This is a genomic window from Niallia oryzisoli, assembly GCF_036670025.1.
Taxonomy (GTDB): Bacteria; Bacillota; Bacilli; order Bacillales; family Cytobacillaceae; genus Bacillus_BD; species Bacillus_BD oryzisoli.
Window position 1 is genome coordinate 3,184,401 of sequence record NZ_CP137640.1, and the last position, 14,957, is coordinate 3,199,357.

8 protein-coding genes, 2 tRNA genes and 2 pseudogenes are annotated in these 14,957 nt (G+C 36.3%); 1 reads left to right on the plus strand and 11 read right to left on the minus strand.

The window, feature by feature from the left end; genetic code table 11:
• Positions 1 to 7: 7 nt before the first annotated feature.
• The 10 genes and pseudogenes from R4Z09_RS15955 to R4Z09_RS16000 form a co-directional block, all read right to left on the minus strand.
• Positions 8 to 1,456: a L,D-transpeptidase family protein gene (locus tag R4Z09_RS15955; RefSeq protein ID WP_338447745.1), complete on the minus strand. Its 1,449-nt coding sequence runs from the start codon at positions 1,454 to 1,456 to the stop codon at positions 8 to 10.
• A gap of 282 nt (positions 1,457 to 1,738) precedes the next feature.
• Positions 1,739 to 6,202, minus strand: a complete 4,464-nt coding sequence (locus R4Z09_RS15960) for a hypothetical protein (protein WP_338447746.1) — start codon at positions 6,200 to 6,202, stop codon at positions 1,739 to 1,741.
• The gene (locus tag R4Z09_RS15965; protein ID WP_338447747.1) at positions 6,180 to 6,926 is read right to left on the minus strand and encodes a DUF6063 family protein; all 747 of its coding nucleotides are present in this window, start codon (positions 6,924 to 6,926) and stop codon (positions 6,180 to 6,182) included. Before R4Z09_RS15965 ends, R4Z09_RS15960 begins: the two co-directional genes overlap by 23 nt.
• Positions 6,923 to 8,437, minus strand: coding sequence for a hypothetical protein (locus R4Z09_RS15970; protein WP_338447748.1), 1,515 nt, complete (start codon positions 8,435 to 8,437; stop codon positions 6,923 to 6,925). Before R4Z09_RS15970 ends, R4Z09_RS15965 begins: the two co-directional genes overlap by 4 nt.
• Positions 8,428 to 9,501 carry a Wadjet anti-phage system protein JetD domain-containing protein gene (locus tag R4Z09_RS15975; protein ID WP_338447749.1) on the minus strand — a complete coding sequence of 358 codons (1,074 nt, stop codon included), beginning with the start codon at positions 9,499 to 9,501 and terminating at the stop codon, positions 8,428 to 8,430. Before R4Z09_RS15975 ends, R4Z09_RS15970 begins: the two co-directional genes overlap by 10 nt.
• A 602-nt stretch (positions 9,502 to 10,103) precedes the next feature.
• A tRNA-Sec gene (locus R4Z09_RS15980) sits at positions 10,104 to 10,199 on the minus strand.
• Positions 10,200 to 10,251: 52 nt separating this feature from the next.
• Positions 10,252 to 11,154: a hypothetical protein gene (locus R4Z09_RS15985; RefSeq protein ID WP_338447750.1), complete on the minus strand. Its 903-nt coding sequence runs from the start codon at positions 11,152 to 11,154 to the stop codon at positions 10,252 to 10,254.
• Positions 11,155 to 11,474: 320 nt separating this feature from the next.
• A pseudogene (locus tag R4Z09_RS15990) lies at positions 11,475 to 11,642 on the minus strand (IS3 family transposase); the annotation flags it as partial.
• A 357-nt stretch (positions 11,643 to 11,999) separates the two neighbouring features.
• Positions 12,000 to 12,090: transfer RNA gene (locus R4Z09_RS15995), tRNA-Sec, on the minus strand.
• A gap of 793 nt (positions 12,091 to 12,883) precedes the next feature.
• A complete protein-coding gene (locus R4Z09_RS16000) occupies positions 12,884 to 13,153 on the minus strand; it encodes a type I restriction-modification system subunit M N-terminal domain-containing protein (RefSeq protein WP_338447751.1) in 270 nt (89 codons plus the stop codon).
• A 729-nt stretch (positions 13,154 to 13,882) separates the two neighbouring features.
• On the opposite strand from R4Z09_RS16000, the pseudogene R4Z09_RS31105 reads away from it, so the two are divergent.
• Positions 13,883 to 14,038 (plus strand): annotated as a pseudogene (locus R4Z09_RS31105) (site-specific integrase); the annotation flags it as partial.
• Between the two features lie 167 nt (positions 14,039 to 14,205).
• On the opposite strand, the gene R4Z09_RS16010 reads toward R4Z09_RS31105, so the two are convergent.
• The gene (locus R4Z09_RS16010) at positions 14,206 to 14,688 is read right to left on the minus strand and encodes a hypothetical protein (protein ID WP_338447752.1); all 483 of its coding nucleotides are present in this window, start codon (positions 14,686 to 14,688) and stop codon (positions 14,206 to 14,208) included.
• Positions 14,689 to 14,957: the final 269 nt, after the last annotated feature.

Consider the following 14,957-nt stretch of genomic DNA (forward strand, 5'->3'; position numbering starts at 1 on the left):
ATAAAAATTAATATACGACAACTGGATCATATACACTGAGATTCTCATACACGTTTTTCATCACACTAGGCGATACGTTGACGCATCCTCCTGATCCATCATTAAGATAGGCATTACTTGACCAGTTTGTCCGCCAGCCTGCATCGTGGAATCCTTGTCCAGGGTTCGTAAAAGGAACCCAATAATCTACTTCCACCGCATAACCGGAAGTACTTCCGATCCTCTGGCCTTCAAGCACGTATGGTGAACGCTTATAGAGAACATACCATACACCTTTTGAAGTATCCTCCCCAGTGCTATGGTTTCCTGTCACAACATTCGTTGTGAAAACTAATTTACCATCTTTGTAAATCCACATTTCTTGTTCAGCGAGTGATACTTCCGCATACGTATCACCAATTCCATTATTCGATAAGGTTTCATAACCATAGCCCTCATTGTTCCAGCCATGTCCATAAATATTTGAAGCGGATTTCGATTTCTCCCCATTTTCAAAAGCCTCCTTAACCAAGGCAGTTTCTTTTTCCACATCTAACGCCCATCCATAGCCTTGTCCTTTTACCGATATGGTGGAACCAGAATGGGTTACAAATGTGAAATCCTTATCTAGTGTGGATTGGGAATCATTAATTTCTTTAATCTTATTCTTTATTCCTTCTGTATCAATCGTAACCTTCATATCTTTTGTTACAGAGGCATTATTAATTACTTCGCTCCCTTTTAAAGAATATACCTTGTCCTGTACCTTATACTCAATCGTATGCCCAAGTAGTGACTGCAGTTCTTTCTCTTCCTTTTTTAAAATTTCACTATTTTCTTTAATTGGTTCTACGAAGACAGGAGCAAGTTGGATTACACTAATATATTCCTGCTTTTCATAGTCCTTTAATAGACTAGCTGTATCATACTGTTCACCATCAACGCCCTTAGTAATGACGATTTCCCCATTTTCTAAATGAACTGCCGCATCTTGTGGCGCTTTTAAACTCTTATTCATATTTGCAAGCTTTTCTTCCACTATTTTTTTCATTTCCTGACTGCGATACGGATCTGGTTTGCCTGGTACTAATGAGTAACTTTTTTCCTTGGAAGAAGAGAAAAACGTCTGCTTCTCTTTTAATATTACTTTGACATCTGTTATATCCTCATCCGTAAATCCCATCTTTGTATCCTTGCCGTTAAATATTTGTTGTTTTCCAACATAGACTTCATTTTTTAACATGGATGTTTTTAATTTTTCAAGCGCTTCATCAGCAGTCAATCCACCAACTTCAATCCCATTGATTGTTGTCTGTGCCTGAAAGTAGTTTGCCTGATAATAGCCGATTGCTCCAATGATGAGTGCGATCATAATGACAATTCCAGCCGTAATAAACTTCCAGTTTTTGAACCACTTTAAGGATTTTACGTGTTGTTTATCATGTGTTTCAATTAATTCTTTTACATTGTTCCCCATTAATAATTCCCCCTCTTACATAAAATCCAACTAGCAATGGGTTGAAAATTGCGTCTTTTATTCAACTCTGTCTATTATCCATATTACTAGTATTTTACAAGAGTTTATAGTGGAATTTTGTCATATTTTGCATAAACTTTGATATTTATATATTTATTTGTTGTTATTAGCAAAATCTTAGAAACTTCCTATATTAATTGTTACCTTTACACATTAATTTCCCTTTTTTACACAAAAAAACCCCACCCTCCATTAAGAAAGTGAGATTTTTGTAAACGTCCTTTAATGAACCAACTCTTCTCCATGGTAAATCCGAAATGCCGGAACAATTGTGTCTGTAACAATTTCCTTTCCTTTTTCACGGATGAAGTCCAATTTATAATAAGCATCAAATCTTTGACTGATTTCTGTTTTAACTAGTTCCGGCGGCGTTACGACAATGAATTGAAACTTCAGCTTTTCAGCAACAGCAAAGATCGGGTCAAGGACATGTGCCGATGCTGCTTGTCCAAACGGATTATCACAGACTAACGGAACCCAGCTTTGATCTGTTTCACTTTTTACTGATAATAGCATCATCATCATCACCATCCGGGCTGAAAGCTTCTGCCCGCCGCTGCCATCGGATTTCGTTTTAGAGCCTTGATTAATCGTCTGCCAGGTTGAATAATGCTCTCTTTGCGGTTTCCCATACATAAAAGCATTATCCGTTCGCATGTTATAGACAAGCAGCTCAGGATAGCGATTTCGAAGGGAAACAAATAAAATTTGCTCATCACTAATCAGTTGTTTTATTTCTTCATCTAACATTCGATTATAATCATCGATTCTTTCAAACTGTTTCGTAATTTTGTTAATAGCTGTGACAAAATGCTGCTTCAACAGCGGCTCAATATCTTCAGCCTTTTTCGGTAGGATGTCTTCCTTAAGCTGGACGAGTGGAAAGGTGCCTCGTTCATTTTTCAACTTCATTTTAGCAATCATGGAACGAATCGCCTCTGATACGCTCATCACTTTCATGCTGGCACGGCTGGCCCAAAAGTTTTGCGCCTTCTCAGCTCTTTCTTTATCACGTTCCAATTGTTCTAAGCCGCTTTGTGAAAAACGCTTCATATTTTTTACGATACTTTGAATATGTGAATAATGCCTTGTATCCATGTGGTCCAGTGTTGTTAAGACTTCATTTTTAAAACGAAGCTCCCAATCTTTTCCTTCTATTGTAAGCTTTAAATTTCGTAATGATTGATCGATTTTTGCATGTTTTTCTTTGCCTTCTTCTTGAATGACTTGATGTTTTTCACACCAGGATAAGATACAGGCTTTACCTTGACTCTTAATTTTTTCTACATCTTCTTCTGTAAATGCAGCCGCTTCTTCTTTTAGGATAACGGATAATGTTAACAAATCACCTTCATAGCCCGTTATGTTTGATTCTGATTCCTTTTGGCGCTTTTCCGCCCTCTTTACTTCTTCTTTTGCTATTTTCGTTTGGTCCTTGATTTCGATTTCCTTGATTTCTAAGTCAAGTTCTTCCCATTCTTCAGGCTGCTTATCATGTTTTGCTATCTTTTTGCTTGACTTTTCACGTTGCTCAGCTGCATGTTTTAAAGACGTTTCGGCTACGGTTACCGCTGTTCCTTGTTCGCGCTCTTCTTTTTCTGCTAGCTTCACTTCTTTCTGCGCCGCTTGCAGCATATTTTCCAATATACTAATCGGTTCATCCGGTTCTTGGGACTCTTTCCATTCTTTGTTATGAGTATTAAGTTTTTTCTCTAGCTTCTTTTGCTGCTTTTGTTCCGTTTCTTTTTTTGCTTGTAAAACCATTAATTCTCTTGCCTGTTCTTCTTTTGATTTCTGGAGCTGTTTTAACTCGTCAATACTTCCATTGATTGCTTCTAATAGTTGTAGAGATAAACGCGGTACCTCTTCAGATAGCTCCGCTTTTTCATCAGCTGGAAAAATGGCGCCTTCAATAAAAACGGCGATCTCTTTAATCGTTTGTTCGATTGTAAGCTTCCATTCTAAAAACGTTTGATTCCAATCGTTTTGTCGTTCCATGATCAATTGATACTCTTTTCCTATTTCTTGCTGCTGATTGATCAAGGCGTCCTTCTTGTTCTCTTTCTCCAGCTTCAACCTTGTATTTTCTTGATGAATAGACTTTTCACGATTATACTCCTCTAAGGTTACAACATCTTTAGTCAACTTACTGATTTTTCTTTTTGTTTTCCCTTCCTGTTCTTTAAACTGAAGCTGTAATTCCTTTTCTTTTTCCTCTTGTGTAATAATTCCCTGTAATTCCGCTTTCTTTGAAAGGAGTGTATTCTGTTCCTGTTTAATGTCCTTTTCAATATCACTGGATAGCTCGCTTGATATAAATCTGTCGATATCTTTTAAAATCCGGCGTAACGATGTTTCCGTTTTTTCTATTTCAATAAGTGTTTCTTTCTTCTCATCTATTAGTTTTGCAATCTTGATTTTCCAGTTGGTGAAATGATTTTTATCCGTTAGAAGCAGTTTTTCCGTTCCGTTAACCATGACAAAGGCTGATGGATGATTTTCACTGTTCATTTCTTCACGCAGGAAAATCGGAACAGGGCTGTTAAACATTCTTCCGGAAAGAACCTGCTGATTAATTTTTTGCCATTGCTGCCCGCTAACGACCAATCCATATGGAAGGAGTGGATTGGTCATTAAGGTGGCTGCCATTTCCTCTACATTTAGTGATTGAAGAAATTGAGTACCATAAAACACATCAATGCCGGTCTTTTCATCAATCCATTCCTTTAATTGCTTCACATCTTTATTGGCAATCCAGAAAGGCTCATCATTTAAGGAATGATCCAGCTGTATTTCCCATAGCTCCTTTTTCATTTGTTCAGCTTGTTCTCTATTATTAGCTAATATTTCTTCAATCTGGATCGCATATTTCGAAAGAAGCGCATGGGTTAACGGTCCTGCAGCATCATCTAATAAACTATGAAGCCTATCTAATAGTTTGGCTTCTTTTTGCTTTTGTACTTCATTAGCAGCTTTTAATTCTTCACATTTTTCTTCTGAAAACTGAATCGATTGAACGAGCGTACCATGTGAAGTGGCCAGTTGATTTTGACGTTCACTTGATTCCTTCACTTTTTCCTTCAGCTCTTCTAAGGCAGCATTTTTATCTTCAATTTGTTTGTTAAGGCTTAGAATATAACCATTGAAATCATAGGTTAAGCGGTCGCCAAATTCTTTAATAAGCCCCTCTTCCTTCGACTCAAAATGATGCATCTGTGTATAAAGAAAGTCTATTTCAGTTGTAAGCTGTGCAATATCTGTTGTCTTTTGTTTATCCTGACGAGATAATTCGGCTGCCTTATTCTTTAAAAACTTTTGGTAGCCTGAATACTTCTTAACCGCTTCTTGTATGGAAAGATAAGAAAGCTCCCACTCATCTTGTGCTTGTTTTTTGATTTCGTCCATTCTTTGATTCACTTGCTCTAATCCGCTGTTTTGCTCCAATGTTGCAATTTGCTGTGAAAAAGAGCGAATCGTTTGCTCATTTTCATACCATTCTTTCAATAAAAGCTGAAAAGCAAGATGCTCTTTGCGTTCCTGTTTATCTTTGACAATTTCTTGCACTGAGGTATGCTTATTTCTTTCTTCTGTAAGCCTCTTCTCCCAATCGAGTACTTCTCTATGCGCTTTTGCATATTCTAAATTGTCTTTTTGAAAACGTAAGTCTGATTGTCGTAAAGTTAACTTTACAATATCCTTCTCTATAATAAGCAGCGTTTCCTCTTCTGCTTTTTTCAAATGCTCTAAAGCACCAAGCAGCTGTCTTCCTGCCTTTATACTGGACTGAACAATGTCTTGATGCGCAATTCCCTTCGTTACATGCTCTTCAAACGGGACAATGTCTTCTAAAAACTCCTTATGCGCCTGTTCTCTTTTTAAAAGAATGGGAAGATCCTTCGCAATGCTTGCCTGACTCTTGAATATTTCCACAAGGTCATTTTTTTGTTGTTCGGTTCGATGAAGAACCTGACTGACAGTCGGAATAATACGTTTTTGGAACAAGGAATGATCATCCTCAGCTCCCTCAAAATATTTCCCGACACCGCCTTCATCCTTATTGATCTCCTTCATAATATCCCAGTCTTTACGGTTAATTCCGTATGTATCAAGAATCCGATAATGCTTCTTCGTATCCCGGTAAACATCATATCCATTCCATTTTAAATAGTCCTTTAAGCTCTCTGTTTCAGCAACCTCATCATTTTCATAGAGTGGAATATGTTCAAGCGCGGCCTCTTCCTTCCGCTCAAATTCTCTTGTATAAAAGGTAATATTAGGAATAATCTTCGCTTCCTGCTCCAGTGTTTTGCTTTCATTGCCGCTTTCTTCATTCATTGAAATCCTCTGTTCGGCTGAAAACATACCGCCTGTTACCAGATGCCTGCACTCCGCACCATCCAATTCCCATTGAATGACAACATGAAAGGTATAGGGAATAAATTGTTCTTTATTATTAAAAAAGAACTGTTGATAATAACGATTATTTTGTTTTCCCCATGAAGTACCTGGCTTAAGGATTTGGAAGATCGTTTGCAGGAACACACCTTTCCCGCCCCCGTTCATCATTGCAATGAGACCGTTTGTTGAGGTCTCTTCGTTATGAAAATTAAATGTGGTATCTTTATATTGCTTCTGCATGCCATCATACTTCAGGCCGACAATTCTAATTCGATGGATCTTCGGCATGCTCATCCTCCTCAGAACTCATTAGTTTTTTGAACATTTCATACCGATCATAATCGTGGTAGAGGTATTCAATCCTCTCAAACAGCTCTTGCTTCGGAATTGCCTTTGGGATCTCATCGCGGTCCAGCACAACGATCAGCCCCTCCGCCTCTAATAAACGCATGGCACTTGCAATCAGGCCGATTCTGGTACGTCGATTTCCTTTTTTAATTCCGTAATCCTCCGAATCAACCTCCATGTACTTCCAAGTCGTTACTACTTCCTTCATATCAATACGTTCTTCTTCTCCAAAGGATGGTTTCGCTTTAAGAATAGAATCCCAATTCATGATCAAATCGTTTACCTGTCGTTCTAAAGCATAATAGCTGATTCCTTCCCGCTTTGTGCGGATTTTTGCCGCCTGGTTTTGGTCTATCGCTGCAAGAAAAGACATAATCACAATGCTGATTAGATGAAAATGCTTTTTCGTTTCTACTTGTCTATGTTTTTCTTTCAAATGGGTAAAATTCGTAGCAAAGACGGAACCTGTCGGCTGAACTACCAATTGAATGCGTTTAGGTGATTCAATGATAAAGGTGCCCGATTCGTCCGCTAATAAAAGAACCGTCTGTCTCACTTCCGGGTCAAAGTAAGTTTGGAAGTGTTCACTATTTTCGTCAATTACTTTATCTTTTAATAAGGAAAAATAGACGGCAGATGCTCTTTTGATCGTTTCTGCATTCATCGTTTCTCCTCCTGTACACATATTTTAAACGGGGTTATCTTCATTCGATGCCATATGAAGGGCTCCGCTTTCGGATCAAATTCTGTATAGAGTTTCAAGCCTTCAAACACTTGAAATTGTGGATACTCCATCATTAGTTTAAAAAGAAGAATTTCCCGTTCGTCACTTAATGTTTCTTCCTTCCGATGCAGCACTTGAACCTTGAGCGGTTTTTTATCAAACATCATCCATAAATCAATCGTTTCCGATTCTTCAAACCATAAATCCTGGATTTCTATTGGCAGCGTTTCTAAATCGACCAGTGAAAACTTCCCATAGGTTTGTAAATATTGAAAAACATAGCTCCATGCTTGAATCACAGAGTCCCAGTTCGTTACGCGCTGATGTGTAATCTCTTCTTCCGTTTCTTCTTCGCTTACAGGATCGGTGAGTTGTTTTTCATCAAATTCCTGTTCACCCCAAATCCAATCCAAGGGCAGAATAAATTCATTCTTTGGTGAAAATAATGGTGAAAGGACCTTTTCAATCGTCTCAAAATAGTGAACAGGTTCCTTCATGAACCAATTTTCATAAAAATGCTCGCGAAATGAAACGAGGCTCGTTTCCCAAAACAATGAAGGATTCTCCGCTTTAAGTTTCATCTCATAAGAGATATTTTGAATGACCAGTTTGGCAAAACGGTCATGCAGCTGTCTTGTATGGCCAATTTTCTCCTGAAGAAGAATCAATTCTTTCTGAATAGCATCATCTTCTTCATTTCTGCGTTTTGTTTTTTCAATCATGCTCGTAATCGTACGAAAGTGATTTTTTTCTTCTTCAAATTGCTTTTCGATTTCAACACGATTGTCGGCCCTTTGCCATTCTTCTTCAATCAATAAGATTTTGGGATTGTTGATCATTTCCTTTTGGAAAGTAAATTCCCTTGCCATTAAGCGGTTTACCCGTGAAATGAGATTATCGAGGTTTCGAGTGGCTTTTCTAAAATTGCCGTTTTTAATCAGCTGCATACTATAGAGTTGTTCGATTGTAATGGAGAATTCCTCCGCCATTTCCCTGCTCATAAATATCATTTCTTGGGCGACATCAGTTAGTTTATAGACAATAGAACCGCCCAGCTCTAAATTTGTATATAATTCATCCATTGTCACATAGCGGAAGACTTGTGTCTCCCAGGATTGTTTTATTTCATCATAATACAAGGCTTCAAACGGTTTGCTATACTCTTCTTTTCCCTGATATAACAGCCCGCTTGTAATTCGTTCAATTTGCTTATCGTCTGCTAAAAGCTTCATTTGTTTTATTGAATCTTCTACCATATACCGGATATCTAATTTTCGTCTATGGTCATCATCATTTAATTCTCTGTAAAAGATTGTGAGGAGCACTTGCATGAGAATCGTTTGGAGATGAGGCTTTAGTTCACCAACTTCCATTCCCCTCCCAAGCTCAAACAGTGGATTTAATCGTTGCATTCGCTGGGCGAATCCTTCCCATGATTCGTTCACATCCATTTCCTCCATGTTTCGATTGTTAAGACTTCTTGCGGAATCCGCTTATTTTCCCGCCATAATCGCTGCAATAGAGCTTGCTCCTCTTCTGTGAACCATTGAAAGAATAAATCACGATATTTAGGGTTTTGTGTTTGCCCTATTTTCTGGTCATTACTTTGGTCAAGACACTCAAGCATTTTACGGTAAATTTTTAAGGCCGGCTGTATGCAGCAATCCGGATATTTTTCTATTAAACGAAGGAGAATACCATATCCTTCGGCATCCAAATCCCCTGCGTAATAGAAAAGGTAGTTTTTGGGCGGGAACATGCGAAAGAAAAACGAAAAGCTCCGTTCAATTTTCGTTCCTTCACCATAAATGATGAGTTCAGGTTCATAATCAAGCTGATAGGCTTCCAATAATTTTATGGCAGTATAAAAGAATGATAGATTTTCGATAATCAGTACCCGTTGAATGTCCTTTATTTCTTTGCCTTGTTTCAGCCAAAATACAAAAGGCTCCCCGTACTTCATCATTTTAAGCTGTCCTTCAGTTATACCAATTCGTGTTAAAAAATCCTTTCCATCTGGAAACTCGTCACCGTCTACCAAGAATTTTTCATGACCGAACAGCTCAAGACTTCTTTCTTCGACAGACACAATTTCCCGTTCCTGACTGGACTTTAGAAACGTATATACATTCTCAATCCGATTCCATTCTTCTTTCGTTTGCCATTCAGGATGCCGTTCATAATAGGAAAAATCAAATTGATCACTTAATTTCATCATCTCGAGGCGATCCCATTTGGTTTCCTGAGTTTTTATATTAACCCAGTAATATAGGCTAAGAGCTGGTGTTTTTCCGTTGAATTGTTTATTTAGAATTGGGATAAGTTGTCCTTCCTCCTGCAATGTTTCAATTGCACGATAAAACAATGAATAACCGTCCATTTCAAAATAATCATTCAATAGCCTTCGAAGCTGAAGCTCTAAATCGTTTATATTTATTTTCTTTTTTTGTTTAGGGTGTTGAATATCTGCGATAAAGCCTCTCACCCTTGTTTCAATGATATCGATTGTCCTCACCTGCTTACATCTTTCTATAGGTCGTAAAATTAGACTCCAACTATCCAATCAGGACATCCTTTTATTATAAACTAGATATGTTATTGTTGGATAATGAATTTTTCTTAAATTATATGGCTATGAGACAAGAACCTTAACTGAGCTCCATATTCATTTTATTTTTTCTGTACAAAAATAGAAATAGGAGCTGATAATCAGCCCCAATCATTTATACAAAATGTTTCCTTTTTTTCAAGAATATCATTGATTTCTCATCAATATTCTAATGACGGGGTCTAATGTAATAAAACCATTTGTTACTGTTGCTACTCTCCCCTTGAAAATCGGTCTAAAGGTCTGACCTAAAATATTTAATTGGCTAGCATCTAATACAAGTAAAATATCTTTATTAACAATATCTGAAATTGCGCCGTATGGCTGCTTCTGTTTCTCTTAAAAAAATTTATACTGATACCGTCTTAAAAACTTTTCTTCTACTCAGCAATAAAAAGACCTCCTTGCAATATGAAATTCATTCCAATATAGCAAGGAGGTCGAACGATCCATTTTAAATAATATGTAAAAAAACTTTACCGATTTAAAACAAATCTCAGATAAATGTTTGGCGGGACCCCCTGGGAATCGAACCCAGCTGAGACAACACGTGCCTCACAGATGGTTTTGAAGACCACAGGGGACACCAGTGCCCCATTGATCCCCCGAAAAATGTCTATACGAAATATTCACTATTTTCCAGTGAAAACTAGCTTTTTAATCTTTCTTTTTTCTTTTCTTTCTTTTATTTTTTTCGCTTTCTTTTTCTCTCTTGTTCTTAAGCTTTTGGTTATCCCAATATTTATTTACTTTTTTTATGATCTTATTAGTATCATCTCCTCTGGCAAGCATCGTTTTTACCCACTGCTCTTTAAACACCTTGTGCATTAATCCTGCCATCAGTACAACATATCGTTTTTCATCTTTCGTTGTTAATAACTGTTTCATGTCAATCTTCACCTTTTTCTTTGTTTCCACATCATCCGTTTCTAATAGAAGTTGATAGATTTCAACGGCGATTTCCTCCATCCGGATATAATGAAGCCATTCATTATATAACTCCGGTGCGAGCTCCTCAACATGTGATAAAAACATGGCTTTGTTTTCGTTTCCAAGGGAATTCAATAGTTTCCGAGGATAAGGATACACACGGTCACGCCAAACAGTCCGAGCTACATCAATCACTTTCAAACTGCCATCTTCCTGTAAATAAACTTGACGTTTGTGATGATCGATTCGTTCGTAACCAATTTTCTTGAATGTAATTAGCATATCAATTAATTTAATCGATAGTTCCTTAGAAAGCGGCTGTGACTGTAAATATTCCCGCAAATCAACCCCCGTGATAATATCCATCGCAATATAAAGCGGACCCTTATGATGAACCTTTGGAAATAATTCTGTATGCTGTCCCAGTGATAGCGCGTAATACTCACGATCACAATCTTCAGTATTCCCAAACACTTTTACGCAAATGTTATCATTGACTTTAAAAACGGCCCCCTGCTTCCCTTTCCCAATCATTTCTAAAGGAGAATCATTTACCACCTCGACATCTTCATCAATTCTGTTTTTCACTTTTATGTCTTTCACACATTTTTTTAAAAACTTTATATTCATATAAGCACTCCTTTATTCTAAACACACTATGTCTGACTGTAGATTCCAATAGTACATTTAATTCAAAGTGCGAACAAAATGTGTAGCCAAGCATCACTCAAAAATGAAAAAAAATTAAGTAGGACTAAAAAAGAAATGAAATCTAGAATGATAAGTTAAGTTAGAGTGATACTACGTCAAGAAATTAGACACAGATTTTTCTACCGCTCTTTCGCTTGGTGACCATTATAAAAAAGTTTAAATAAAGTGCAGTTTAAACTTTTTTATCGATTAAAATCAGACTGCAGAATTCCATACATTCGCTCAAATTCATTCGGTGTTTAGTACCCAAAAGTCGAATGGATCCGCTTGGAATTATAGAAAAACTCGACGTATTCAAATAATGATTTCTTCGCTTCTTCTCTCGTTTTATATTTGGTCTAATAGACTAGTTCACGTTTAAGAATGCCGTCAAAAGACTCGATACAAGCGTTGTCATAACAATTTCCAAATAAAAGAACAAGTTAGAAGCAAATAAGCGACACCAATTGAGGTGTCACTTATTTGCTTCTAACTTGTATAGTAGTCGCTTATAGTTCTTTGAGCAAGTGCTTCAGTTTTTTAAACGACTTAAATCGGTCAACCATTTTGAAAAGTGTTAATTCTTCAGTTACCTTTTTTGTACTTTTTGTACCTTGGCCGCGTCTGTACTTACGAATAGTTTTCAGCATAGAAATAGCCCACTATGGATATTTATAGGCGACTAAGAGTAAATGTCCTACACGGTTTCACTTAACGAACTCCATTATGTTATCCATTTAGATCGTGTGGGTAATATGTATTTCAAAACGTTAAAAATCCTAATTTGGCGGGAACCCCTGGGAATCGAACCCAGCTGAGACAACACCTGCCTCACGGACAGTTTTGAAGACCGCGTGGGACCACCAGTGAGTGCCCCATTGAGCCCCTTCTAAATGTTTATTTATCGATGTTTATCCGTACCACTCCGACGGTTTCTTTTGACCATTCGCACGGTCCTTACATCGGTTCACACGGTTTATTATAATATAAAAGAATAAGATATTCAATAAAAGTATTATATATCATAAAAGAAAAACTAAAATCAATTAATTGTTAAATTCTACGGTTATATCAACCGGATTTTTAGCTTCTTCGCCAATAATTATCACTGCAATGCCGATTGGTTCTTCCTTAACGGCGAATAGTTCAAGCTGGTATTCAAGTTTAATATCTCCTATTGTAGGATGAGCGATAATATTAAAAGTGTGTAATTAACACATAATGTTATTTAGTTTTAAGCTTCAAGGTGTCATTGCTTCCTTTTCGGATGATGATGTAAATCATATTCCAGTGCAAAGTGTGAGATTAGTCTCGTTTAATTAAATCAATTTAATTAAACTGTTGATAGGATTTAATTTGTTTTTTATGTATCCTTGAAATAAAGGAGGTATTAAAGAGTACGCATATAGCAATAGCATTAGCAAAGTGATGAGTAAATTAATTCTAGATAAAAAATATGTAACTGCGGTAATCATGCAAAAAGGTTCCGATGATCTTCATAAGTTAATACATACCGGTTATATGCTTAAAACAAAGTCACAACGAAACCGTTTTAAATAAAAAAAAGGACCGATCTTCTGGTCCTTTCTCGTTTTGACGGCAACTTCAGCTAAAATTGTTCCGGAGTGGATACCGGGTTATCAATTTTGATTCTGGTTATGCAAAATTTCTAGGCCAATCCTTGTTCAGAACGGTATTGATCTTCGTCCGAAAGAATTTCATTCCTCATTTCTTGGTCTTCCATGTACCAATCACTTTCAGGATTACTTACGAGCGCCTCCAACTCTTCACGGCGCTTATCATAACGAAGCGATAGGTAACGAAGGAAGATTAAAGGTAAAACAAAGTTTTTATACTCAGACGGTGCAACACTGCCCCGGAGTTTTTTAGCTGCATCGAATAAGTCTGATGTGAAATTAATATCAGCTTTTAAAGCCATTAAAAAAACCTCCAAAAATTTTAAGTGCACTTCTTTATTTCAAACCAAAATATGTAAGCTATTCCATCTATACTATATCAAAAAAGGCAATTTTCAACCATGTAGTTATGTGGTAATTATTTGAACAATTTATAATTTTGATATGATAATATACTAATGTAGGCAGAAAATTAGGAGGGATATTATGACCTTAGTAGTTGGAAATAGCTATACAGGAGAAGAATTATTTGAGCATTTATCTGAAACAGATGACATTGTGATTTTAGAAAATGGAGGGGCTATACAAATACTTACAAAGTAGAGAGAGAATATAAAAGTAGTACTGTACACCAAAGAAAAGAGCACAGCATACTAGTACCTATACCAGGAACAAATCTTGTAGAGGTTGAAGATACTGAAATGGATTACCGGTTGAATGATTACATAGAAAGTACAGTATACATATTGAGTTAGAGAAACCACTATTTAGTGGTTTTTTATTTTTAGTTGAATGTATGAATTTGTTTAAAAAGTTACATTCATTTCCCCTATAATATTGGACATAATAAAAAACCATGCTATACTGAGGATAATTAAAAAATATGTTACATTCAAAACATCATAAATAAAGGGCTTTTACCAATGACAAATAAAAAAGATGAAATTAAAGACGTTCAACCAATTAGATCACTAGAAAAGTTAAATGATATGAAGTGGTCACTAAAGAGGCATTGTTCAGAACGTGATTAAATGCGTAAGACTTTTGGCTACTGGTACTTTAAACAAACTAAAGATATAGCGACCTTACAAATGATTCTTAATCACTCACACCCTGAAATAACTTTACGTTATATCGGAATAACTGATGAAGAAATAGAAAACAGCTTGAATAACTTTGTACTTTAGGACATTAGGCTAACAGCTTAGTGTCTTTTTTGTGCATTGCCATTTTTAGAGCAAACGTTCTACCTTGATACACCTAGCTTTTGTGCAAAAAAATTATTTTCAGATTGCCCAAATTTGACCAGCGTCCAAGCGTTATTTTGCCAATAAAAAAGCACCCGAAATGGATGCTAATGGTTATCCGATAGGTTTCTCTTCCTAAAGAACTTTATAAAGTCCTTACCAAATTGTGTAATATGTTTTTTAGGTCTTTCGGGTTCATAATTAAGATCACTAAAGTCTCCACCATCAATAATCAGTTGTGACCTTATTAAGCCTTGCCGTTCTAATTTGTTATCGATATAGTCTATGCTTATTCCATCAAAACTAAAATTCCCCATAGTAAAAGTCACTTGGTCTTGATTTTCCTCATTATAGATTTGCTGTAATCTAGCGATTTCTGTTTTTCTGAGATTTTTAAAAACATCATAATATTGATATAGTCTATCCTCTTCATACATTGAATCATGTATGATAGATTCAAAACCATTAGTAAGTATTCTTACTTTTTCTTCTTGGTCTTCTTCAATAATGTTATTAAAAATTAAAGGTAGTGCTTTTTCTTGAATGAATATTTCTTCATGTTCCCTCAAGATAATTTCGAACAATATCATTTATTTCTGTTAATCCAACTGTTAACTTCCTTATCTTAGCATCTTGCCTTAAATTTTTAATGACTGGTATAGCTTCTGTCCAATTCCGTATATCAAATCGAAAAATTCACTTGCTGGCGTATTCTCTTCAATACCAAACAATTTTTTTGCATATCCATCAAGATTTCCAATAAATCGGTGCTAAAGTATCAATTACCTTATCTGGCAACAATCTAATCCCCTACTTTTCATCTCGTCTACTTAGTTCGACTAAAAAGGGCTATTTTCCT